Source organism: Kitasatospora sp. NPDC127111, assembly GCF_042677465.1.
Taxonomy (GTDB): domain Bacteria; phylum Actinomycetota; class Actinomycetes; order Streptomycetales; family Streptomycetaceae; genus Kitasatospora.
On record NZ_JBHXTG010000002.1, the window covers coordinates 230,566 to 253,430 of the forward strand.

At 72.7% G+C, this 22,865-nt stretch carries 24 protein-coding genes; 14 read left to right on the plus strand and 10 right to left on the minus strand.

Annotated features, from left to right (window positions below; translation table 11 throughout):
• The first annotated feature begins 1 nt into the window (after position 1).
• The 10 genes from nuoI to ACFVHB_RS02900 all read left to right on the plus strand — a co-directional run bounded on the left by nuoI (position 2) and on the right by ACFVHB_RS02900 (position 12,699).
• Entirely contained in the window at positions 2-613 is a 612-nt protein-coding gene (gene nuoI, locus ACFVHB_RS02855) for an NADH-quinone oxidoreductase subunit NuoI (protein WP_380314451.1), read from the plus strand.
• A gap of 17 nt (positions 614-630) precedes the next feature.
• Positions 631-1,560 carry an NADH-quinone oxidoreductase subunit J gene (locus tag ACFVHB_RS02860; RefSeq protein WP_380314512.1) on the plus strand — a complete coding sequence of 310 codons (930 nt, stop codon included), beginning with the start codon at positions 631-633 and terminating at the stop codon, positions 1,558-1,560.
• Positions 1,557-1,856, plus strand: coding sequence for an NADH-quinone oxidoreductase subunit NuoK (nuoK, locus tag ACFVHB_RS02865; protein WP_380314452.1), 300 nt, complete (start codon positions 1,557-1,559; stop codon positions 1,854-1,856). The genes ACFVHB_RS02860 and nuoK overlap by 4 nt, the downstream gene beginning before the upstream one ends.
• 14 nt (positions 1,857-1,870) lie before the next feature.
• Positions 1,871-3,787, plus strand: a complete 1,917-nt coding sequence (nuoL, locus tag ACFVHB_RS02870) for an NADH-quinone oxidoreductase subunit L (RefSeq protein ID WP_380314453.1) — start codon at positions 1,871-1,873, stop codon at positions 3,785-3,787.
• A 34-nt stretch (positions 3,788-3,821) separates the two neighbouring features.
• A complete protein-coding gene (locus ACFVHB_RS02875; protein WP_380314454.1) occupies positions 3,822-5,456 on the plus strand; it encodes an NADH-quinone oxidoreductase subunit M in 1,635 nt (544 codons plus the stop codon).
• Entirely contained in the window at positions 5,453-7,090 is a 1,638-nt protein-coding gene (gene nuoN / locus ACFVHB_RS02880; RefSeq protein ID WP_380314455.1) for an NADH-quinone oxidoreductase subunit NuoN, read from the plus strand. The genes ACFVHB_RS02875 and nuoN overlap by 4 nt, the downstream gene beginning before the upstream one ends.
• Before the next feature lie 320 nt (positions 7,091-7,410).
• Positions 7,411-8,421, plus strand: coding sequence for a polyprenyl synthetase family protein (locus tag ACFVHB_RS02885; protein WP_380314456.1), 1,011 nt, complete (start codon positions 7,411-7,413; stop codon positions 8,419-8,421).
• A gap of 237 nt (positions 8,422-8,658) precedes the next feature.
• Entirely contained in the window at positions 8,659-9,321 is a 663-nt protein-coding gene (locus ACFVHB_RS02890) for a LuxR C-terminal-related transcriptional regulator (protein ID WP_380314457.1), read from the plus strand.
• A 349-nt stretch (positions 9,322-9,670) separates the two neighbouring features.
• Positions 9,671-11,650, plus strand: coding sequence for a 2-oxoacid:acceptor oxidoreductase subunit alpha (locus ACFVHB_RS02895; protein ID WP_380314458.1), 1,980 nt, complete (start codon positions 9,671-9,673; stop codon positions 11,648-11,650).
• Positions 11,647-12,699 (plus strand): 2-oxoacid:ferredoxin oxidoreductase subunit beta, encoded by a 1,053-nt coding sequence (locus ACFVHB_RS02900; protein ID WP_380314459.1) that lies wholly within the window; start codon positions 11,647-11,649, stop codon positions 12,697-12,699. The genes ACFVHB_RS02895 and ACFVHB_RS02900 overlap by 4 nt, the downstream gene beginning before the upstream one ends.
• A gap of 98 nt (positions 12,700-12,797) precedes the next feature.
• Here ACFVHB_RS02900 and ACFVHB_RS02905 read toward each other — a convergent pair whose 3' ends face one another.
• From ACFVHB_RS02905 to ACFVHB_RS02930, 6 genes are all read right to left on the minus strand, one after another.
• Entirely contained in the window at positions 12,798-13,178 is a 381-nt protein-coding gene (locus ACFVHB_RS02905; protein WP_380314460.1) for a VOC family protein, read from the minus strand.
• A gap of 177 nt (positions 13,179-13,355) precedes the next feature.
• Positions 13,356-14,072 (minus strand): hypothetical protein, encoded by a 717-nt coding sequence (locus ACFVHB_RS02910; protein WP_380314461.1) that lies wholly within the window; start codon positions 14,070-14,072, stop codon positions 13,356-13,358.
• Between the two features lie 166 nt (positions 14,073-14,238).
• A complete protein-coding gene (locus ACFVHB_RS02915) occupies positions 14,239-14,391 on the minus strand; it encodes a hypothetical protein (RefSeq protein WP_380314462.1) in 153 nt (50 codons plus the stop codon).
• A 160-nt stretch (positions 14,392-14,551) separates the two neighbouring features.
• Complete coding sequence (locus ACFVHB_RS02920; RefSeq protein WP_380314463.1) at positions 14,552-14,776, minus strand: helix-turn-helix domain-containing protein; 225 nt, start codon at positions 14,774-14,776, stop codon at positions 14,552-14,554.
• A complete protein-coding gene (locus ACFVHB_RS02925) occupies positions 14,776-15,381 on the minus strand; it encodes a DUF2975 domain-containing protein (protein WP_380314464.1) in 606 nt (201 codons plus the stop codon). The genes ACFVHB_RS02920 and ACFVHB_RS02925 overlap by 1 nt, the downstream gene beginning before the upstream one ends.
• A gap of 92 nt (positions 15,382-15,473) precedes the next feature.
• The gene (locus ACFVHB_RS02930; protein ID WP_380314465.1) at positions 15,474-15,674 is read right to left on the minus strand and encodes a DUF6011 domain-containing protein; all 201 of its coding nucleotides are present in this window, start codon (positions 15,672-15,674) and stop codon (positions 15,474-15,476) included.
• A gap of 41 nt (positions 15,675-15,715) precedes the next feature.
• Between ACFVHB_RS02930 and ACFVHB_RS02935 the strand changes: the two genes are divergently transcribed.
• Entirely contained in the window at positions 15,716-16,483 is a 768-nt protein-coding gene (locus ACFVHB_RS02935; RefSeq protein ID WP_380314466.1) for a TetR/AcrR family transcriptional regulator, read from the plus strand.
• 44 nt (positions 16,484-16,527) lie between these two features.
• Positions 16,528-16,989: a hypothetical protein gene (locus ACFVHB_RS02940; protein ID WP_380314467.1), complete on the plus strand. Its 462-nt coding sequence runs from the start codon at positions 16,528-16,530 to the stop codon at positions 16,987-16,989.
• 37 nt (positions 16,990-17,026) lie between these two features.
• Here ACFVHB_RS02940 and ACFVHB_RS02945 read toward each other — a convergent pair whose 3' ends face one another.
• Positions 17,027-17,410 (minus strand): winged helix-turn-helix transcriptional regulator, encoded by a 384-nt coding sequence (locus tag ACFVHB_RS02945; protein ID WP_380314468.1) that lies wholly within the window; start codon positions 17,408-17,410, stop codon positions 17,027-17,029.
• Between the two features lie 100 nt (positions 17,411-17,510).
• Here ACFVHB_RS02945 and ACFVHB_RS02950 point away from each other — a divergent pair, with 100 nt between their 5' ends.
• On the plus strand, positions 17,511-18,371 hold the full coding sequence (locus ACFVHB_RS02950; RefSeq protein ID WP_380314469.1) for an SDR family oxidoreductase: 861 nt from the start codon (positions 17,511-17,513) through the stop codon (positions 18,369-18,371).
• Positions 18,372-18,479: 108 nt separating this feature from the next.
• Positions 18,480-19,517 carry an EamA family transporter RarD gene (rarD, locus tag ACFVHB_RS02955; RefSeq protein ID WP_380314470.1) on the plus strand — a complete coding sequence of 346 codons (1,038 nt, stop codon included), beginning with the start codon at positions 18,480-18,482 and terminating at the stop codon, positions 19,515-19,517.
• A gap of 100 nt (positions 19,518-19,617) precedes the next feature.
• On the opposite strand, the gene ACFVHB_RS02960 is transcribed toward rarD, so the two are convergent.
• Genes ACFVHB_RS02960 through ACFVHB_RS02970 form a run of 3 tightly spaced genes read right to left on the minus strand, consistent with a single transcriptional unit; the run spans position 19,618 to position 22,815 of the window.
• The gene (locus ACFVHB_RS02960) at positions 19,618-20,493 is read right to left on the minus strand and encodes an ABC transporter permease (protein WP_380314471.1); all 876 of its coding nucleotides are present in this window, start codon (positions 20,491-20,493) and stop codon (positions 19,618-19,620) included.
• Positions 20,480-21,475 carry an ABC transporter ATP-binding protein gene (locus ACFVHB_RS02965; RefSeq protein WP_380314513.1) on the minus strand — a complete coding sequence of 332 codons (996 nt, stop codon included), beginning with the start codon at positions 21,473-21,475 and terminating at the stop codon, positions 20,480-20,482. Before ACFVHB_RS02965 ends, ACFVHB_RS02960 begins: the two co-directional genes overlap by 14 nt.
• Positions 21,476-21,534: 59 nt before the next feature.
• Positions 21,535-22,815 carry an outer membrane lipoprotein carrier protein LolA gene (locus ACFVHB_RS02970; RefSeq protein ID WP_380314472.1) on the minus strand — a complete coding sequence of 427 codons (1,281 nt, stop codon included), beginning with the start codon at positions 22,813-22,815 and terminating at the stop codon, positions 21,535-21,537.
• Positions 22,816-22,865: the final 50 nt, after the last annotated feature.

Below are 22,865 nucleotides of genomic sequence, written 5' to 3' on the forward strand. Positions count from 1 at the left end.
GATGTCGTCCGACCAGAACGGCAGCGGAGTCCGGCCGGACCGGCCCGACAAGCCTTCCGTCCTCGGGCCGGCCGCCGGCTTCGGCGTGACCTTCAAGGCCATGTTCAAGAAGCGGCTGACCGAGCAGTACCCGGAGCAGAAGAAGCCCACCGCTCCGCGTTTCCACGGCCGCCACCAGCTGAACCGGCACCCGGACGGACTGGAGAAGTGCGTCGGCTGCGAGCTGTGCGCCTGGGCCTGCCCGGCCGACGCGATCTACGTCGAGGGCGCCGACAACCGTGACGAGGAGCGCTACTCGCCCGGCGAGCGGTACGGCGCGGTGTACCAGATCAACTACGCCCGCTGCATCCTCTGCGGCCTCTGCATCGAGGCCTGTCCGACCCGCGCGCTCACCATGACCAACGAGTACGAGCTCGCCGACTCCTCCCGCAAGGACCTCATCTTCACCAAGGAGCAGCTGCTGGTCGGCCTCTCCGAGGGCATGGTCGACACCCCGCACGCGATCTTCCCGGGCGCCGACGAGGGCGCGTACTACCGGGGCGAGATCACCGCGGCGGCGCCGGGCACGGTCCGGCAGGAGCGCAGCGAGCGGGAGAAGGAGGCGCAGTCGTGACCGCCGCCCCCACCACGCTGAACCTCGCCGCCGTCACCGGCGCGACCTCCACCGGCGAGGCCGTCCAGTTCTGGGTGCTCGCGGTGATCGCCGTCGGCGGTGCGCTCGGCATGCTGCTGATGAGGAAGGCCGTGCACAGCGCGCTCTGCCTGGCGGCCACCATGCTCGCCCTGGCGGTCTGTTACATGGCCCAGGGCGCGGTGTTCCTGGGCGTGGTGCAGATCGTCGTCTACACCGGCGCGATCATGATGCTCTTCCTCTTCGTGGTGATGCTGGTCGGCGTCACCAGCGCCGACTCGCTGAAGGAGCAGCTGAAGGGCCAGCGGTTCGCCGCGGTGCTCTGCGGGCTGGGCTTCGGCGTGCTGCTGATCGCCGGCATCGCCAACGCCAAGCTGGACACCTTCACCGGTCTCGCCGAGGCGAACGCCGAGGGCAACGTCCAGGGCCTGGCCCGGCTGATCTTCACCAAGTACGTCTGGGCCTTCGAGGTCACCGGTGCGCTGCTGATCACCGCCGCGATCGGCGCGATGGTGCTGACCCACCGGGAGCACGTGAAGGCCCCGAAGACCCAGCGCGAGCTGGCCGCCCAGCGGGTCAAGGACAACATCCAGGTCCCGCCGCTGCCCGCGCCCGGCGTCTACGCCCGGCACAACGCGGTGGACGTCCCGGGCCTGCTGCCGGACGGCACGGTCGCCGAGGACTCGGTGATGGGAACGCTGCGCGAGCGCGGCCAGATCCGTGACGTCAGCCAGGAGATGCTGCGGCGGATGGCCGAGCTGGAGGAGACCACCGCGGACTGGCTGGGCCGTCCGTCGTCCGGGCGTCCGCCGGTGGCCGGTCCGCGCCAGGAGCTGCCGGGCGCGGAGCCGGGGCGCAAGCGGCTGGAGCCGGTGGCGCCGAACAACCACGCCGCGCCGAACGACCACGACGAGGAGGGCGCGGAGTGAATCCGGTCAACTACCTCTATCTCTCGGCCCTGTTGTTCACCATCGGCGCCGCCGGCGTACTGATCCGGCGCAACGCGATCGTCCTGTTCATGTGCGTCGAGCTGATGCTCAACGCCGCGAACCTGGCGCTGGTCACCTTCTCCCGGCTGCACGGCAACCTGGACGGCCAGATCATCGCGTTCTTCACCATGGTGGTCGCGGCGGCCGAGGTCGTGGTCGGCCTCGCCATCATCGTCTCCATCTTCCGGACCAGGCACTCCGCTTCGGTCGACGACAGCAACCTGATGAAGCTGTAGGCGGAGGGCCTTCGGTGAACTCTCTCATTTCGCTGCTCGTGGCGGCTCCGCTGGCCGGTGCTGCCCTGCTGCTGCTCGGCGGCCGGCTCTTCGACCGCCTCGGCCACTGGCTGGCCACCGCACTGGCCGCGCTCTCCTTCGGCTTCGGGCTCGCCCTGTTCTCGGACATGCTGGGCCGCCCCGCCGAGGACCGCGCCGTCACCGAGCACCTGTACACCTGGATCCCGGTGAACGGCTTCCAGGCCGACGTCGCGTTCCAGCTCGACCAGCTCTCGATCACCTTCGTCCTGCTGATCACCGGTGTGGGCACGCTGATCCACCTCTACTCGGTGGGCTACATGGCGCACGACGAGCGCCGGCGCCGGTTCTTCGCGTACCTGAACCTCTTCCTGGCGGCCATGCTGCTGCTGGTCCTCGCCGACAACTACCTGCTGCTGTACTTCGGCTGGGAGGGCGTCGGCCTCGCCTCGTACCTGCTGATCGGCTTCTGGCAGCACAAGCCGAGCGCCGCGACGGCCGCCAAGAAGGCGTTCATCGTCAACCGGGTCGGCGACATGGGCCTCTCCATCGCGATCATGCTGATGTTCGCGGAGTTCGGCTCCTTCGCCTTCGGGCCGATCCTCGGCACGGAGGGCGGCGCGGCCGGCGCGGCGAGCCAGGCGAGCGAGGGCAAGCTCACCGCGATCGGCCTGATGCTGCTGCTCGCCGCCTGCGGCAAGTCCGCCCAGGTGCCGCTGCAGTCCTGGCTCGGCGACGCCATGGAGGGCCCGACCCCGGTCTCCGCCCTGATCCACGCGGCCACCATGGTGACCGCCGGCGTCTACCTGATCGTCCGCTCCGGGCCCGTCTTCAACCTGGCGCCGGACGCGCAGACCGCCGTGGTGGCGGTCGGCGCGGTCACGCTGCTCTTCGGTGCGATCGTCGGTTGCGCCAAGGACGACATCAAGAAGGCGCTGGCCGGCTCGACCATGTCGCAGATCGGCTACATGATCATGGCGGCGGGCCTCGGCCCGATCGGCTACGCCTTCGCCATCATGCACCTGGTGACCCACGGCTTCTTCAAGGCCGGACTGTTCCTCGGCGCCGGATCGGTCATGCACGGCATGAACGACGAGGTGAACATGCGTCACTACGGCGGCCTGCGCAAGTACATGCCGGTCACCTTCGTCACCTTCGGCCTCGGCTACCTGGCCATCATCGGCTTCCCGGGCCTGTCCGGGTTCTTCTCCAAGGACAAGATCATCGAGGCGGCCTTCGCCAAGGGCGGCACCGAGGGCTGGATCCTCGGCCTCTGCGCCCTCGTCGGCGCGGCCGTCACCGCGTTCTACATGACGCGGGTGATGATCCTGACCTTCTTCGGCGAGAAGCGCTGGCAGCCCGACGCCGACGGCCACGACCCGCACCCGCACGAGTCGCCGAAGACCATGACCCTCCCGATGATCCTGCTGGCCCTCGGCTCGGTCTTCGCCGGCGGCCTGTTCGTCCTGAACAACTCGTTCGTCGACTGGCTGGAACCCGTCACCGGGCACGACGAGGGCCACTCGCCGCTCTCCCCGCTGACGGTCACCGTGCTCGCCACGGTCTGCATGCTGGTCGGCGTCGCGATCTCGTACGCGATGTACGGGCGCTCCACCGTCCCCGTGGTGCCGCCGGTCGGCTCCCCGCTCACCCGGGCCGCCCGCCGGGACCTGCTCCAGGACGACTTCAACCACGCCGTCCTGGTCCGGCCCGGCTCGGCGCTCACCGCCGCCCTGGTCTTCTTCGACAGCCGCGGCCTGGACGGCTTCGTCAACGGCCTGGCCGCCACCATCGGCGGAGTCTCCGGCCGGCTGCGGCGGATCCAGAACGGCTACGTCCGCTCGTACGCGCTCTCCATGTTCGGCGGCACGCTGGTGCTGGTCGCCACGACTCTCCTGATGAGGTCCGTCTGATGAATAGGCCCCAAATCCGTTGGGAGGTCAGGCGATGAGCGTGCTGCTGACCGCCACCTGCGCCGTCCCGGCGGCCGGCGCGGTGCTCACCGCCGCGCTGCCCGCCGGGTCCACCGAGGCCCGGCGGCGGACCACCAAGGCCGTCGCGCTCGGCGTCTCCGCCGTCACCCTCGTCCTGGCCGCCGCCGTGGCCGGGCAGTTCGAGCCGGAGGGGCCGCGCTACCAGCTGACCGAGTCGTACAGCTGGATCCGCTCCTTCGGCATCACCTTCTCGCTCGGCGTGGACGGCATCGGCGCCGTGCTGGCACTGCTCACCGCCGTGCTGGTCCCGATCGTGATGCTGGCCTCCTGGCACGACGCCGACCCGGGACCGGCCGGCCCCGACGGCACCTTCGAGAACCGGCGGCGGACCCAGGGCTTCTTCGCCCTGATCCTGGCGGTGGAGGCGATGGTGATCGTCTCCTTCTACGCCACCGACGTCTTCGTCTTCTACGTCTTCTTCGAAGCCATGCTGATCCCGATGTACTTCCTGATCGGCGGCTTCGGCGACCGGGCGGGCGGCCCCGAGTCGGCGCGCCAGCGCTCCTACGCCGCGGTGAAGTTCCTGCTCTACAACCTGCTCGGCGGCCTGGTCATGCTGGCCGCCGTGATCGGCCTCTACGTGATCGCGCAGGACCAGGGCCTCGGCACCTTCGACCTCCCGACGCTCGCCTCGGCGGTCTCCGACGGCCGGCTGGTGCTCAGCGGCACCGCCGAGAAGGCGCTGTTCCTCGGCTTCTTCTTCGCCTTCGCCGTGAAGGCCCCGCTCTGGCCGCTGCACACCTGGCTGCCGAACGCGATGGGCGAGTCCACCGCCGGAACGGCCGTGCTGATCACCGCGGTGGTCGACAAGGTCGGCACCTTCGCGATGCTCCGCTTCTGCCTGGGCCTCTTCCCGGACGCCTCGAAGACCTTCGCCCCGGCGATCCTGGTCCTCTCGGTGATCGGGATCATCTACGGCGCGCTGCTCGCCGTCGGCCAGAAGGACATCAAGCGGCTGGTCGCGTACGCCTCCATCTCGCACTTCGGCTTCATCATCATGGGCATCTTCGCGCTGACCAGCCAGGGCCAGAGCGGAGCCACCCTCTACATGGTCAACCACGGCATCTCCACCGCCGCGTGGATGCTGGTGGCCGGCTTCCTGATCTCCCGCCGCGGCTCCCGGCTGATCGCCGACTACGGCGGCGTGCAGAAGGTCGCCCCGGTGCTCGCCGGCACCTTCCTGATCGGCGGCCTGGCCACCCTCTCACTGCCCGGCCTGGCACCGTTCGTCAGCGAGTTCCTGGTCCTGGTGGGCACCTTCACCCGGTACCCGGCGATCGGCATCGTCGCCACCTTCGGCATCGTGCTCGCCGCGCTCTACGCCCTGCTGCTCTACCAGCGCACCATGACCGGACCGGTCAAGGAGGGCGTGCGCGCCATGCCCGACCTCAAGGTGCGCGAACTCCTGGTCGTCGCCCCGCTGCTGGCCCTGACCGTGCTGCTCGGCGTCTACCCGAAGCCGCTCACCGACATCGTCAACCCGTCGGTGGACGCGACCCTCTCGCAGGTCCACGAGACCGACCCGGCACCGGCCCACCCGGTCGCCGCCCCGTCCGGAGACGCCACCCCAGGAGGTGAGCACAAGTGAGCACCACCGGTTGGCTCGCCGCCGCCGGCGGCAACACCCAGAGCATCCCGGCGCCACATGTCGAGTACGGCCAGCTCTCCCCGATGCTGGTGGTGTTCGGCGCCGCCGTGGCCGGGATCCTGCTGGAGGCCTTCCTGCCCCGCCGGCACCGGCACCGGGCACAGGTCTGGCTGGCCCTGACCGGCCTGGCCGGCGCGTTCACCGCCGTGGTGGTGCTCGCCGCCCAGGGCTACGGCTCGACCAAGGTCGACCTGCTGGCGATGGGCTCGGTCGCGCTCGACGGCCCGGCGCTCTTCCTGCAGGGCGTGATCCTGCTGGCCTCGGTCGTCGCGGTGCTCACCTACGCCGAGCGGAAGCTGGAGCCCAAGGCCGGGGGCGAGCCGGCCGACACCTTCACCGCGCAGGCCGCCGCCACCCCGGGCGGCGAGCAGGAACGCGCCGCCGTCCGGGCCGGGTTCAGCACCAGCGAGGTCTTCCCGCTCACCATGTTCGCGGTCGGCGGCATGCTGCTCTTCCCCGCCGCCAACGACCTGCTGACCATGTTCGTGGCGCTGGAGGTCCTCTCCCTCCCGCTCTACCTGCTCTGCGCACTGGCCCGGCGCCGCCGACTGCTCTCCCAGGAGGCGGCGGTCAAGTACTTCCTGCTCGGCGCCTTCGCCTCGGCGTTCTTCCTGTTCGGCACCGCGCTGCTGTACGGGTACGCGGGCAGCGTCCGGCTCGGCGACATCGCCGACGTCATCTCCGGCAAGGCACTGGCCACCCCGGCGCTGCTCTCCACCACCCAGAACGACGCGCTGCTGCTGATCGGCCTGGCCATGCTCGCGGTCGGCCTGCTCTTCAAGGTCGGCGCGGTGCCGTTCCACGCCTGGACGCCGGACGTCTACCAGGGCGCGCCCACCCCGGTCACCGGCTTCATGGCGGCCGCGACCAAGGTGGCCGCGTTCGGCGCGTTCCTGCGGTTGTTCTACGTCGCCTTCCCCGGCCTGCGGCTGGACTGGCGGCCGGTGCTGTGGGGCGTGGCGATCCTGACCATGGTGGTCGGCGCGATCCTGGCCGTCACCCAGCAGGACGTGAAGCGGCTGCTCGCCTACTCCTCCATCGCGCACGCCGGGTTCATCCTGACCGGCGTGATCGCCACCAACAAGCAGGGCCTGAGCTCGGTGCTGTTCTACCTGCTGGCGTACTCCTTCGTGACGCTCGGCGCCTTCGCCGTGGTCACCCTGGTGCGCGACTCCAAGGGCGAGGCCACCCACCTCTCCAGCTGGGCCGGACTGGGCCGGCGCTCGCCGCTCGTCGCGGCGGTCTTCGCGCTCTTCCTGCTGGCCTTCGCGGGCATCCCGCTCACCTCCGGCTTCACCGGGAAGTTCGCCGTCTTCCAGGCCGCCGCGGCCGGCGGCGCGACCCCCCTGGTGATCGTCGGTGTGCTCAGCTCGGCGGTGGCCGCGTTCTTCTACATCCGGGTGATCGTGCTGATGTTCTTCTCCGACCCGAAGCCGGGGGGCCCGACCGTGGCCATCCCGAGCGCCTTCACGGCCACCGCGATCGGCGTCGGCGTCCTGGTCACCCTCGGCCTGGGCCTGCTGCCGCAGTACTTCCTGGACCTGGCGACGAAGGCCTCGCTCTTCGTCCGCTGAGGCCCCCCGCGGTCCCGCCGGGCCCCGCCAGGGTCCCCCCGCGGTCCCGCCGGGCCCCGCCGAGGTCCCGCCGGGGCCGTCCGCCGGGGCTCCCCGCCGGGGCCCGCCGGGAGGGTCTGCCCGTCCGGGTCGCGCCTCATCCGCGCGGCCCGGACGAGTCGTCCCGGCACCATGGCTGACCAGCCGGAACGGCCGGATCGCGACGGGATCCGCACGCCCGTGCAGTGATCCACTCGCGACCGGATACCCTGCCTGTATGGCCAGCGGCGGCACTCAGGGACCAGGCCGCTAGATCGACCAGGGACAGAGGAGTGGTCTTCGTGACCGTCGTGGGACCCTTTGGGCTCAGCGTGCAGGACCGCGACCTGACCCGTGACGTCCAGGCCGGGATGGACGCGGTGGAGGCCGCGCTCGTCGAGGCGGTGAAGAGCGACGTCCCGTTCATCACCGTCACCGCCAGCCACCTGATGGAGGCCGGCGGCAAGCGCTTCCGCCCGCTGCTGGTCCTGCTCGCCGCCCAGTTCGGCGACGCCAACGCCCCCGGAGTGGTCCCCGCCGCCGTCGTGGTCGAGCTGACCCACCTCGCCACCCTGTACCACGACGACGTCATGGACGAGGCCCCGGTCCGCCGCGGCGCCCCCAGCGCCAACTCGCGCTGGGACAACTCGGTCGCCATCCTCACCGGCGACTTCCTCTTCTCCCGCGCCTCCCAGGTGCTCGCCGACCTCGGCCCGGAGGCCGTCCGGCTCCAGGCCGACGCGTTCGAGCGGCTGGTCACCGGCCAGATCCTGGAGACCGCCGGCCCCGGCCCGGACGACGACCCGCTGCGCCACTACCTCGACGTGCTCGCCGGCAAGACCGGATCGCTGATCGCGGTCTCCTGCCGGATAGGAGCACTGCTGGCCGGTGCCGAGCCCTGGGTGATCGACATCCTCAGCGCCTACGGCGAGCGGATCGGGATCGCCTTCCAGCTGGCCGACGACGTGCTCGACATCGCCAGCGACGGCCACGAGTCCGGCAAGACCCCCGGCACCGACCTGCGCGAGGGCGTGCCGACGCTGCCCACCCTGCTGCTCCAGCAGATGCCGGTGGACGAGTCCGACCCGGCCGATCTGCGGCTGCGCGAGCTGGTCGCCGGCAGCCTCGCCGACGACGAGCTGCACGCCGAGGCGCTGCGGCTGCTGCGCCGCCACCCGGCGCTGGAGCACGCCCGCCGCGAGACGCTGCGGCACGCCGAGGAGGCCCGGGCGCTGCTCGACCCGCTGCCGGAGGGGCCGGCCAAGGCGGCGCTGCAGGGCCTGTGCGACGCGGTGGCCATCCGCACCATGTGAGGACCGGCCGAGCCCCGGCCGAGGACCGGCTTCGCCCCGGCCGAGCCTCGGCCGAGGACCGGCCGGGGCCTGGCCGAGCCCCGGTACCCCGGGGGCGGGCCCGGCATCCGGGCCGTCCGCCCGGGCGCACCGGCCGCCGCGCTGCGCGGTGTGACTTTCCGCCCCGGTGAGCGCGCGCGTAGGGAAGACTGACCCCTGTCCGCCCCACCCGTCGCACCGCCCACCCGGAAGGCCGCCATGCTTCGCGTCGTCATCGCCGAGGACTCCGTACTGCTGCGGGAGGGCCTGACCAGGCTGCTCACCGACCGCGGCCTGGAGGTCGTGGCGGGTGTCGGGGACGGCGAGGCGCTGCTCAAGGTGATCCACGACCTGGCCGCGGCCGGCACCCTGCCCGACGTGGTGGTCGCCGACGTCCGGATGCCCCCGACCCACACCGACGAGGGCGTCCGCGCCTGCGTCACGCTCCGCGGCCTGTACCCGGAGCTGGGCGTGCTGGTGCTGTCGCAGTACGTGGAGGAGCGGTACGCCTCCGAGCTGCTGGCCGGCTCCACCCGGGGCGTGGGCTACCTGCTGAAGGACCGGGTCGCCGAGGTGCGCGAGTTCGTCGACGCCGTGGTCCGGGTCGCCGAGGGCGGCACCGCACTGGACCCGGAGGTCGTCCAGCAGCTGCTCAGCCGCAGCCGCAAGGGCGACGTGCTGGCCGGGCTGACCCCGCGCGAGCGCGAGGTGCTCGGGTTGATGGCCGAGGGCCGGACCAACACGGCGGTGGCCAGGCAGCTGGTGGTCTCGGACGGCGCGGTGGAGAAGCACGTCAGCAACATCTTCCTCAAGCTGGGCCTGGCCCAGAGCCCCGAGGACCACCGCCGGGTGCTGGCCGTGCTCACCTATCTGAACTCCTAGGGCCCGGTCACCCGCACCCGCGGGCCCCGTCACCCGCACGGCCGAGGGGCCCTGGTCACCCCACCGCAGGCCCCGATCACCCGCACCCCGAGGGCCCCGGTCAGCCGCACGGCCGAGGGGCCCCGGTCACCCGCACCCCGAGGGCCCCGGCGTCCGGACTCCCGGGCCCCGGGCCGGCCGGGATGGGACCGCAGGTGGAACGCGTTGTAGGGGGTGGGAGTAGTTTCCCGCCGCATCCGTCAGTTCCACTCCAGCGATTCCTTACCCGCATAGGATGCGATAGGTGCACCAGGCGGACGGGGCACACGGCTCACGCCCGCGGCTGGTGCCCACGAGGAGGTCCGCGGCAGTGACCAGTCAGGTCGATCAGTCAGAAGCAGTGGACGGCCCGGACGGCGACGAGGGCCGCTCGGGGCCCGGTGGGGACCGCTCCGGTCCCGCCGTGCCGGGCGGTCCGCGGCCGAGGCGAGCGAAGCCGATCCGCAGACTGGACCGGGTGATCATCCGCTTCGCCGGCGACTCCGGCGACGGAATGCAGCTCACCGGTGACCGGTTCACCTCGGAGACGGCGTCCTTCGGCAACGACCTCTCCACCCTGCCCAACTTCCCCGCCGAGATCCGGGCCCCCGCCGGCACCCTCCCGGGCGTCTCGTCCTTCCAGCTGCACTTCGCCGACCACGACATCCTGACCCCGGGCGACGCGCCGAACGTCCTGGTGGCGATGAACCCGGCCGCCCTCAAGGCGAACCTGCCCGACCTCCCGCGCGGCGCGGAGATCATCGTCAACACCGACGAGTTCACCAAGCGGGCGCTGGCCAAGGTCGGCTACCCGGCCGATCCGCTGGCCGACGGCTCGCTGGAGGCCTTCCACCTGCACAAGGTGCCGCTGACCACGCTGACCCTGGAGGCGCTCAAGGACAGCGGCCTGGCCCGCAAGGACGCCGAACGGGCGAAGAACATGTTCGCCCTGGGCCTGCTGTCCTGGATGTACCACCGGCCCACCCACGGCACCGAGACCTTCCTGCGCAGCAAGTTCGCCAAGAAGCCGCAGATCGCCGAGGCCAACATCAGCGCCTTCCGGGCCGGCTGGAACTTCGGCGAGACCACCGAGTCCTTCGCGGTGTCCTACGAGGTGCCCCCGGCGAAGCTGGCGCCCGGCCGCTACCGCAACATCTCCGGCAACCTGGCCCTCTCCTACGGCCTGATCGCCGCGGCCGAGCGCTCCGGACTGCCGCTCTACCTGGGCTCGTACCCGATCACCCCGGCCTCGGACATCCTGCACGAGCTCAGCAAGCACAAGAACTTCGGCGTGCGCACCTTCCAGGCCGAGGACGAGATCGCCGGCATCGGCGCGGCGCTCGGCGCGGCCTTCGGCGGCGCGCTCGGCGTGACCACCACCTCGGGTCCGGGGGTGGCGCTCAAGAGCGAGACCATCGGCCTGGCCGTCTCGCTCGAACTGCCGCTGCTGGTGGTCGACATCCAGCGCGGCGGCCCGTCCACCGGCCTGCCGACCAAGACCGAGCAGGCGGACCTGCTGCAGGCGATGTTCGGACGCAACGGCGAGGCGCCGGTGCCGATCGTGGCCCCGGCCACCCCTGCCGAGTGCTTCGACGCGGCGCTGGAGGCAGCCCGGATCGCGGTCACCTACCGGACGCCGGTGTTCCTGCTCTCGGACGGCTACCTGGCCAACGGATCCGAGCCGTGGCGGATCCCGGAGGTCGACGAACTGCCCGAGATCGCACCGGACTTCGCGACCGGGCCGAACCGCGAGGACGGCGCGTTCTGGCCCTACCTGCGGGACCCGCAGACGCTGGCCCGTCCGTGGGCGGTGCCCGGCACGCCCGGTCTGGAGCACCGGATCGGCGGCATCGAGAAGCAGGACGGCACCGGCAACATCTCCTACGACCCGGCCAACCACGACTTCATGGTCCGCACCCGGCAGGCCAAGGTGGACGGGATCACGGTGCCCGCCGTGGAGGTCGACGATCCCTCGAACGAGGCGCGCGTCCTGGTGCTCGGCTGGGGTTCGACCTACGGGCCGATCACCGCGGCGGTCCGCCGGGTCCGCGCGGACGGCGGCGACGTCGCCCAGGCGCACCTGCGCAATCTGAACCCGTTCCCGGCCAACCTCGGTGCGGTGCTGAAGAGTTATGACAAGATCATCGTCCCCGAGATGAACCTCGGCCAGCTGGCGCTGCTGCTGCGGGCCAAGTACCTGGTGGACGCGCAGTCCTACAACCAGGTGCGCGGACTTCCCTTCAAAGCGGCGCAGTTGGCGGACGTGTTGTGGGCGGCGATCGGCAACCTGGACGAGGAGGGCACCCGATGAACGAGCAGTTCCCCTCGTTGAAGCTGGTCCCGAAGAGCGAAACGCCGCAGAGCGCCAAGGACTTCAAGACCGACCAGGAGGTGCGCTGGTGCCCGGGGTGCGGTGACTACGCGATCCTGGCGGCGGTGCAGGCCTTCATGCCCGAGCTGGGGATCAAGCGCGAGAACACGGTCTTCGTCTCCGGGATCGGCTGCTCCTCGCGCTTCCCGTACTACATGAACACCTACGGCGTGCACTCGATCCACGGCCGGGCGCCGGCCATCGCCACCGGGCTGGCCTCGTCCCGGCGGGACCTCAGCGTCTGGGTGGTGACCGGTGACGGCGACGCGCTGTCGATCGGCGGCAACCACCTGATCCACGCGCTGCGGCGCAACGTCAACCTGAAGATCCTGCTCTTCAACAACCGGATCTACGGCCTCACCAAGGGCCAGTACTCGCCGACCAGCGAGCTCGGCAAGATCACCAAGTCCACCCCGATGGGCTCGCTGGACGCCCCCTTCAACCCGCTCTCGCTGGCGATCGGCGCCGAGGCCACGTTCGTCGCCCGCACCATCGACTCCGACCGCCAGCACCTGCAGTCCGTGCTGCGGGCGGCCGCGGAGCACGAGGGCACGGCGCTGGTGGAGATCTACCAGAACTGCAACATCTTCAACGACGGCGCCTTCGAGGTCCTGAAGGAGCCGGGCACCCGGGACGAGGCACTGATCCGGCTCGAACACGGGCAGCCGATCCGGTTCGGTGCCGACCGCGCCCAGGGCGTCTTCCGGGGCCCGGACGGCGAGCTGTTCGCCGACGCCGTCACGGCCGGCAACGAGGCGTCCGTGCTCGTCCACGACGCCCACGCGGCGAGCCCGGCCACGGCCTTCGCGCTGTCCCGGATCGCCGACGCGGACACCCTGCACCACACCCCGATCGGTGTGCTGCGCAGCGTCCGGCGCCCGGTGTACGACGAGCTGATGGCCGGCCAGCTGGCCACGGCGGCCGCCCATCGCGGCCCCGGCGACCTGGCCACGCTGCTCGCCGGGAGCGACACCTGGACCGTCGACTGAGGTCGGGGCTCCACCCGTGAGGCGCCCCCGGCTCCGGCCGGGGGCGCCTCACGTGCGTGGCGACGGCCTCCGTGTGCGACCGAGGCCTTCGCGGGTGACTACTGCTGGGCCCACTCGACCAGCTGGATCACCACCCCGTTCGGGTCGGTGACCTGGAACAGCCGCTCGCCCCACGGCTCCTCGCGCAGCGGCATGGTGATCTCCACGCCCTCCGCCTTCAGTCGGGCCTCCTCGTCGGCCAGGCCGGTGACGGTGAAGGCCACGATGAGTCCGGCGGCGTGCTGGTCGCGGAACCCCTCGGGCAGGACCTCCAGGCCGCGCCGCAGGTAGATGACGTTCATCCCGGAGTCCTCGCGGCCGAGCGAGACGAAGCCGTCGGCCGCCATGTGCTCGGCGAACCCGAAGTGCCGCTGCAGGAAGGCGGCGGAGGCGGCGACGTCCTCGACGGTGAGCGATACGGCGGTGCCGGTGATCTGCATGGGTGAGTGCCCTCTCCTCGACGAATATCCCGTACGCAGTACACTGTACAAAGTACGGAGAATTTGGCAAGGGGGAACCCCGGGCAGTTCTTCGAGGGTGTCGCTACTGGCGGTACGCGGACGGGCGTGGAGCTGCGCCGGTAGCGCGGCTCCACGCCCGTCGTGCAGCGGTCGCGGTCACTTCCAGAAGACGGCGTTCTTGCCGAGCGAGTACGGGTTGCCCCAGTACTCGGCGCCGGTGACCTTCGAGGCCGTCGGGGCGAGCGCCACCGCGCAGCTCTGGGCGCTCTGCCCGGCGGTGAAGCCCTTCGGCAGCGACGGGCTGGGGCACTTGGCGAACGTGCCGATGACCAGCAGGTCCTGGGCCTCGGTGCCGTCCGCGAGCAGCCCCTTCATGTGGTCCACGCTGGTGTGCGAGAGGTCGGTGGTGCCGGTGTTGGTGACCGTGTAGTGGACGTAGTACGGGACCAGCCCCTTCGCCTTGTCGCCGAGCTTGAGCGGCTCCAGGTCGGCCGGGTCGCCGGTCTCGATCGAGGTGACGGCGATCGAGACGGTGCCCTTGTTGCTGCCGAAGGTGAACGGCACCTGGGCGGCCTCGCCGATCTTGAAGGTCTGCCCGGGCGTTGCGTCCTTGCCGCCGGGGGCGGGCGCGTTGCCGGCGGCCGGGCCGGTGGCGGCCGGGGTGCTCGGGGCGGCCTGGGTGGCCGGGGCGCTCGGGCTGCTCGGGGCGGCCTGCGTGGGCGCGGTCTGGCTGGGTGCCGCGGGCGCCGAGGCCGGAGGGGTCTTGGCCGAGTCGGACGAGTCGCTGTCGTTGCAGGCGGTCAGGACCAGTGCGCCGACCACGGCCAGTCCGAGGAATGCGGACACACGTGTGCCGCTGCCGATGGCGTTCATATGACGGTTCCCCCCGTCTCTGGGACCGTCAGGCGGCGGTCCTCCGGGTCCATGGTGGCGGTGGCCGCCCGGGCGCACCACGGCCCCGGCGGGTTTTTGACCAGGACGTGACGAGACCGCACCGGGGCTGGGACGGGCGGCAGGTTTGCCGTGGCAATGCGCCTGCTCAGCAGGCGGGTTCGAGGACCCGTCCGGCGGCGCGGCGCCGGGCGTAGGCGACGGTGAGGGCGGCGACCAGCGGGCCCCAGGCGAGCATCGGCGCGTAGCAGAGGTCCATGACGAGGCCGGCGGTCCCCTGCGGGAATTCGGGGTTCTCCATCTCCTGGCGCGGGGCGGGGCTTGGTGTCCCTCCGGCGATGGCGCAGCCGCCGCGCCGTTCCCTCGTCCGTGCCGCCGGACCGCCTCCCCCCGCGGGGGGAGCTGACGCGCGCAGGCCGCCCCCCGGGGTGAGGCCGACCCTGAGAAGGGGCGGCGGCCGCTCAGTCGTGGGCGCAGGTGAGCAGGTCCCCGGGTTGGCAGTCCAGTTCGCGGCAGATGGCGCTGAGCGTGCTGAACCGGATGGCCCTGGCCCGGTCGTTCTTCAGGACGGAGAGGTTGGCGACGGTCACGCCGACCCGCGTGGCGAGCTCGGCGAGGGTCAGGCCGCGTTCCTCCAGAAGACGGTCCAGGTGGCACTCGATCTGGTGCGGCTCCTCCGGTGGCATCAGACCAGCCCTTCCGTGTCGGCGCGTAGCCGGGTCCCGGCACGGAACGCCCCGGCGGCGGCGCCGGCGAGGACCGCGAGGAACATCGGCAGGACCGCGTAGTCCTCGGCGGGTGCGATCGCCTGCGCCATCGGCAGGTCGCGGGCCAGGAGGTTGGTCGTCATCATGTCCAGCAGCGGGGGGAGGACGCCCGTCAGCATGAGGGCGGCGGCGATGACGGTGAGGCGTCGCGTGTTCCGGGGGACGAAGAAGTCACCCTCCCGGAAGGTGCGGGCCATTCGCAGCAGAACCGCGAGGATCGCGATGGCCAGCAGGCCGCTCACGAGCCCGGGGAGGGCGAGGAGCAGGCGCTGGCCGAGGCCGGGGTCGGCGAAGGCCAGTTCGGCGTGACCGGAGCCGCGGAGCGTCACGGCTCCGGACGCCGCCACGTCGGGCAGCTGCGCGGAGTCGACGCGCACCTCGCGGGAGGCCGCCGGCGACAGCGGGCCGGCCACCCCCAGGACCGGGAGGAGGACGCGGAAGAGGCCGACGAGCAGCAGGGCCAGCCCGATGACCAGCTCCAGCACGTGGTCCGCCACTCGTGTCCACCAGGACGTGTCGTTCATGGTCCCCCAGCCCTCCGGCACCCATCGGCGCCATATCGTTTTTCGATGTTATCGAAAAACGATATGGCGCCGTCAAGTCGGCGGAGGGCCGGTCAGTCGAGACCGGGTAGCGGATCCTGGTCGACCTCGTGGCGGGCGACGCGTTCGGCCGGGTCCCGGCACTCCGGGCCGAGTCGCAGGATGCGGGACTCCGGGTCGTGCAGCGGGCGGTGGCAGCGGCGGCAGGTGACCCGGGGGCGGATCGCCCCGGCGGAGTCGGTGCCGGGGAGCGGCTCGGGGGCGCGGGCGGTCATGCTCCGACCGTAGCCGGGCGGGGCCGTGAAAGGATCTGCCCATGGCGAGCGAACGCAGCAGTGCAGGAGACCCGGCGCGGACGCTGGCACTGCTCTGGGGCGTGTCGGCGGAGGAGAAGCCGGGCCGGCGCGGTCCCCGGCAGGCGAAGTCGCCGGCCGAGATCGCGACCGCGGCGATCGCCCTGGCCGACGCCGACGGCGTGGACGCCGTGACCATGCGGCGGGTGGCCCAGGAGCTGGGCGTCTCCCCGATGGCGCTCTACACGTACGTGCCCGGCAAGGCCGAGCTGCTGGACCTGATGCTGGACACCGTCTACGCGACCATGCCGCGCAGTGCCCCGGCCGACGAGGGCTGGCGCGCGCGGGTGACGGCCGTCGCCCACGACAACCGTGAGCTGTACCGGGCCCACCCGTGGGTGGCGGGAGTGTCGACGAGCCGGCCGCCGCTCGGGCCCGGGCTGATGGCCAAGTACGAGTACGAGCTGCGGGCGTTGGAAGGCACCGGGCTGCCGGACGTGGAGCTGGACGCCGCGCTGACGCACCTGCTCGGCTTCGTGCAGACCTGTGCCCGGATGGCGTCGGACGAACGCGCGGCGGAGCAGGACAGCGCCATGAGCGACTCCCAGTGGTGGGCGGCCAACGCGGAGCTGCTGGCCCGGGTGTTCGACGTCGAGCGGTACCCGGTCGCCGCGAGGGTCGGCGCGGCGGCCGGCGGGGCCCACGGCGGCGCCTACGACCCGGACCACGCGTACAGGTTCGGCCTGGCCCGCGTGCTCGACGGCCTCGCGGCGCTGATCGCCGAGAGCTGACCCGGCCCGTTGCTCCGGCGGCCGCGCCCGGGCACCATCGAGGGATGTTCGAGCTGCTGCCGGGGACGGGTCTCGCCCTGCCGCGGAACGCGGGCGTCGTGCGTTTCGGCGCGTCCGAGCGGGCGGCCCAGTGGGCCGTCTCGACGCTGGCGGATGTGCGCGAGACCTGGGTGTGCCAGGCGGGTTGGGCCTTCACCGCCTGCTACGAGGGCGTGGACCTGCTCCTCTACGGCGACTGCGCGGACCGCCTCAGCCGACCGGATCGCGACAGACCGGGCCTCGCGGCCGTGAGCCTTCGCCGATGCGAGGCCGCGCCGACCCGGCCGTCCGCCGTGCCCGTGGTGCTGGCCGACGTCGACCTGTTCGGGTACCCGGCGGCCGAGGTGCTGGCCACCGTGGGGCTTCACCCGCACCCGGCGGTGCGCCTGTCGCCCGCGCCGTCCCCGAACGGCTATCTGCCGGAAGTCTGGTTCTCGGTCATCGACGTGGCGGGCCCCACCTCCTGAAGGGCGGCCAGGGCGGGGCCCCGCCGGGTACCACCGCTCAGCGCGGGCGCGCGTCGTACTCGGTGCGGGCCGTCAGGACGGCGGGGACGCGCCGCTCGGACCAGTGGGCGAGCGCGGCGACCAGCTCCGCGGCCTCCCGGCCCAGCGGGGTGAGGCTGTAGTCGACCCGGGGCGGGATGACCGGATGGGCCTCGCGCAGGACGAAGCCGTCGCGCTCCAGGGTCTGGAGGGTCTGCGCGAGCATCTTCTCGCTCACCCCCGACACCCGGCGGCGCAGCTCGCTGAAGCGGTAGCCGCGTTCGTTCAGCGCGGCCAGCACCAGCACGCCCCACCGGCTGGTGACGTGCTCCAGCACCCCGCGCGAGGGGCACATGCGGTCGAGGACGTCCGCCGGGGGCAGCTCATTGGTCATTACCTGCATGTCAGTACCGTACTTTGAAGTGCGTACTTTCGGAAGGTTAGTGCCATCCCTAGGGTTAGTTGCGAGGTCAACGAAGCGACAGCACGAGGGAGTCATCACCATGTACGTCGTCACCGGCGCCACCGGACAGCTCGGCCGCCTGGTCGTCGAGGGCCTGCTGGCCAAGGTCCCCGCGAGCGAGGTGGCGGTGGCCGTCCGTTCCGCCGCGAAGGCCGCCGACCTGGCCGCCCGCGGCGTGACCGTCCGGGAGGTCGACTACGACCGTCCGGAGACCCTGGCCGGCGCCTTCGCGGCCGGCGACCGGGTGCTGCTGATCTCCGGCAGCGAGGTCGGCCGCCGGATCCCGCAGCACACCGCCGTGGTCGAGGCGGCACGGGCCGCCGGGGTCGCGCTGCTCGCGTACACCAGCGCGCCGGGCGCGGCCACCTTCCGGCTCGCCGACGAGCACAGGGCGACCGAGGCGGTGATCCGCGAGTCCGGTCTGCCGTTCTCCTTCCTCCGCAACGGCTGGTACACCGAGAACTACCTGGGCGACGCGGCCGGCACGGTGGCCCGCGGGGTCGTGGTCGGCAGCGCCGGCGAGGGCCGGATCGCCAGCGCCCCGCGCCGGGACTACGCCGACGCGGCGGTCGCCGTGCTGCTCGCCGAGGGCGACGGGAGCGGCCACGCCGACACCGTGTACGAGCTGAGCGGAGACGCCGCGTGGAGCCTGCCGGAGCTCGCCGCCGAGCTGGCGCGGGCCTCGGGCAAGCCGGTCGTGCACCGCGAGGTGACCCCGGCCGAGCACCGCGAGGTCCTGGTCGGCGCGGGCCTGCCGGAGGGCTTCGCCGAGATCCTGGTGGACGTGGACGCCGGCATCGCCCGCGGCGAGCTGGCCGGCACCCCCGGCGACCTGGCCCGCCTGATCGGCCGTCCGACCGTCCCGCTGGCCGAGAGCGTGCGCGCGGCCCTCGGCGCCTGAGCCCCACCCGCCCCTGTCATGACCAAAAACCGAATACGGAGATGACAGCCTGCCCCCGCGCCCGCTACCGTCGGCTCGACACACGTGCGCGCGGAGGGCAGGCCGTCAATGCCAGAGACAACCCAGCAGGAGGCCGGCAGAGGGCTCTGGTACGGCATCGCCGCGTACGGGATCTGGGGGCTCTTCCCCCTGTTCTGGCCGCTGCTGGAGCCGGGGGCCGCCGACGACATCCTGGCCAACCGGATGGTCTGGTCACTGGTCGCGGTGGCCCTGCTCTTGGTCGCCCAGCGGCACTGGGGCTGGATGCGCCCGCTGCTGCGCCAGCCGCGCCGGGTCGCCATGCTGGGCGGGGCCGCCGCCGTGATCTCGGTCAACTGGGGCGTCTACATCTGGGCCGTCAACGCCGGGCACGTGGTGGAGACCAGCCTCGGGTACTTCATCAACCCGCTGGTCACCATCGCGTTCGGCGTGCTGGTGCTGAAGGAGCGGCTGCGCACCGCGCAGTGGGCCGCCGTCGGGATCGGCGCCCTCGCGGTGGTCGTCCTGACCCTCGGGTACGGGCGGCTGCCCTGGATCGCGCTGACCCTGGCGCTGTCCTTCGCGACCTACGGGCTGCTGAAGAAGAAGGTCGGGCTGAGCGGGCTGGAGAGCCTGGCGGCCGAGAGCGCCTTCATGTTCCCCTTCGCCCTCGGCTACCTGATCTACCTGGAGACGGCCGGCCGCGGCACCTTCGGGCACACCGTGGCCGGCGAGTACGGCTGGGGCCACTCCGGGCTGCTGATGCTCAGCGGGGTGATCACCGCGATCCCGCTGCTCTGCTTCGGGGCGGCGGCCGTCCGGGTGCCGCTGACCGTGCTCGGGCTGCTGCAGTACCTGGCACCGGTGTTCCAGTTCCTGATCGGCGTCGCGGTGTTCCACGAGTCCATGCCGCCCGCCCGCTGGGCCGGCTTCGCCCTGGTCTGGGCCGCGCTGGCGCTGCTCACCTGGGACGCGCTGCGCCGGGTGCGGGCCGACCGGATGGAGCGGGCCGCCGCCCTGGAGCGGGCCGCCGGCCGCGCCGCTCCTTCCGGCGCCGCCCCTTCCGGCGTCACCCCGGGCGACCCCACCCCGGGCGACGCCGCCCCGGCCCCGGCGGCCACCCGCTGACGGCGGCCACCCGCTGACGGCGGCCGCCCGTCGGGGGCAGCCACCCGCTGACGGCGGCCGCCCGTCGGGGGCAGCCACCCGCCGACGGCGGCCGCCCCGGTCAGGCCGTGATGTCCCGGCTGGTGAAGCGGGACCACGCGGCCGAGCCGAAGACGGCGACGTAGGCGCCCTGCAACCCGAGGTTCTTCAGCACGCCGTCCCAGTACATCGGTTCGCGCAGGAGGTCCCCGAAGCTGAGCCAGTGGTGGGTGAAGAGGTACGGCTGGATCGCGTGCAGCTGCGGGAAGCTGTCCAGGATCTGGACGGTGATCACCAGGCCGACGGTGGCGGCCATCGCCGCGATCCCGCTGCCGGTGAGCGTCGAGATGAACAGGCCGATCGCGACCAGCCCGGCCAGCGAGGCGGCCACCACGGCGGCCACCAGCACCGCCCGCAGCAGGGCCGAGCCGAGCCCGATGGTCTCCCCGGAGATCAGCGTGACGTCGCCGAGCGGGAACAGCGCCGCGCCGGTGGCCAGCGCCGACAGCGCCACGGTCACCGTCGCGGCCAGGCAGAACGCCAGCCCGGCGGCGAACTTCGCGGCCAGCAGCCTGGTCCGCCCGGCCGGGGCGACCAGCAGGTAGCGCAGCGTGCCGCCGGCCGACTCGCCGGCCACCGAGTCCCCGGCCACCACACCCACCGTCATCGGCAGGAAGACCGGCAGCGAGACCGCGAGCGCCGTGAAGACCAGGAAGAGCCCGTTCTGCGTCACCTGCGCGATGAAGGCCGGGCCCCCGCCGCCGCGCGGCCCGTCCGTCTCGATCCGGACCACCACGCCGATCAGGACCGGCAGCACCGCCAGGATCCCGAGCAGCACCATCGTGCGCACCCGGCGGAAGGTCAGCAGCAGCTCGCTGCGGAACAGCGCCAGGAACCCGGCCGCCGTCTGCGGCCGCCGCCCCGCCACCGGTGCGCGCAGCACCTCAGCCCGCGACATCGAAGCCCTCCCCGGTCAGCGCCACGAAGGCGTCCTCCAACGTGCCCCGCTCCACACCGAAGCCGTGCACCCGCACCCCGGCCGCGACCAGCGCCGCGCAGATCCCGGGCAGGACGCCGTCGGCCGGGGCGTCGAGCTCGCCCTCCACCCGCTCCTCGCCGGCCCGCACCTCGGCGACCCGGTGCGCGGCCAGCACCTCGGCGGCCCGCGCCACGTCCGGCGTGCGGACCACCAGCCGGCCCTGCGCGCGCGCCGCCAGCTCGGCGACGGTGCCCTGCACCAGCAGCCGGCCGCGCGACATCACCGCGGCGTGGGTGCAGACCTGCTCGATCTCGTCCAGCAGGTGCGAGGAGAGGAAGACGGTCGTCCCCTCGGCCGCGACCTCCCGGACCAGCGCCCGGATCTCCCGCATGCCCTGCGGGTCGAGACCGTTGGTCGGCTCGTCCAGCACCAGCAGCTCACGCGGCTGGAGCAGCGCCGAGGCCAGGCCGAGCCGCTGCTTCATGCCCAGCGAGTACGCCTTGGCCTTCTTGCCCGCGGCGGCCGCCAGACCGACCCGGTCCAGCGCCTCGGCCACCCGGCGCCCCCGGGTGCGCGGGTCGGCCGTCGGGTCGGCGGCGTCGAACCGGACCAGGTTGTCCCGGCCGGAGAGGAAGCCGTACAGCGCCGGACCCTCGATCAGCGCGCCGACCCGGGGCAGCACGGTGGCGACGGACTGCGGCATCGACTCGCCCAGCACGGTGGCCACGCCCGAGGTGGGCGCGATCAGGCCCATCAGCATCCGGATGGTGGTGGTCTTGCCGGAGCCGTTCGGCCCGAGGAAGCCGAAGACCGAGCCGCGGGGGACCGTCAGGTCCAGTCCGTCCACGGCCAGCTGGCCACCGCGGAACCGCTTGGTCAGCCCGCGGGTTCTGATCACGTCGTCGGACGGGGCCGGAAGCGCGGAGGCGGCGGCGGGAACGGCCGCGGGGGCCGGGCGCAGCCGCGCGCCCCGCCCCCCGGCCGGCTCCGTCACGTCCCCCGTCACGGGAGCCTGGGTCACTAGTTCACCCCGGCCGCACTCTGCAGCACCGGCAGCGTCACCGCGCCCGCGAAGACCCGGCCGTCCTCGGTGACCAGCACGTTCAGCACCTTGGTGCTGATCAGCGAGCCGCCCTTGACCGGCTTGCCGAGCGACTTCGCCAGCGCCAGCGGGCTCTGCGCCCCGGCCGGGCCGTGACCCTTGCCGTCGCCCTTGCCGTGGCGCCCGCCCTCCGCGGGCACCGGGACGTCACCGGTGGGCAGCTGGGCGGTCAGCACCGCCGTCCAGCCCTCGCCGACCACGTTCAGCCCCTCGGCCGCCCGCTGCGCGTCCCGCCCGGACGGGGCCTTCGGCGCGTCGCCGGCCTTCCGCTCCGTCACCTGGGCTCCCTTGGGCACCGTGAACTCGAAGGTCCTGGCGGCCGGCTCGGCGAAGGACACCTCGGTGAAGTGGAGGTCCAGCACCTTGCCGCCGTCCGTGCCCTTGACCAACACCGCGAGCGGCACGCCGTTCTCGGCGGCCACCGCGATCCGGACCTCGCCGATCGTCGAACCGGACTGGGTGGGCTTCACGCTGAGCTGGTACGCCTTCTGCCCGGCGACGGTCGCGGTGCCGTCCACGGTGACCGCCGTGGTGCCCGCGCCCGCGGTGAGGAACTGACGGGCGGCCTCCTGCGGGGTGGCCGGCACCCCGGTCAGCGGCACCCCGGTCAGCGGCGCCCCGCCGGCGTGGCCGCCGGGCCGGCCGCCCTGCGGGACCGTCAGGTGGACGGCCTCGTTGGTGGAGCTGTCCCAGGCCCAGACCTGGTCCCCGTTGTGGACCAGCTCGTACCCGGCGAGCTGCTCGATCAGGCCGATCCGCTGGCGGTCCGGGCCGTCCACCGCGACCCGCACGGTGTGCTCGCCGCCGAGCAGCTCGGTCAGCTTGACCTCCGGGGAGGCCCCGGACACGTTCCCGGCGGAGCCCGTACCGCCCGAGCCGACGCCGCCGCCACCGGCCTGGACGCCGGCCGCACCGCCCGCCGCGAGCAGCTGGGCCGGCACCCCGAGGTCGGCGGAGACCGAGACCGTGCCCGAGAGCGTCTGCGCCTGCGAACCGAGCGCCTTCGCCACCACCTGCTCCGCCGTCAGCGCCGGCAGGTCCGGCGGGGAGTCGGCCGCGAGCGCCGGCACCAGGCCGACCCCCGTGGCGATCACCGCCGCCACCGCCAGCGGCAGCCCCACCCGAACCGCGGTGCGCCGCCCCGCCCGGTACGGCACGCCGCCGTCCCCGTACCGCTCAGCCGCCGTGTCGTCCGTCATCGCGTCCAACCCCTCCGTAGCCGTGACATCGCCTGTGCCGTCGTGCCTGT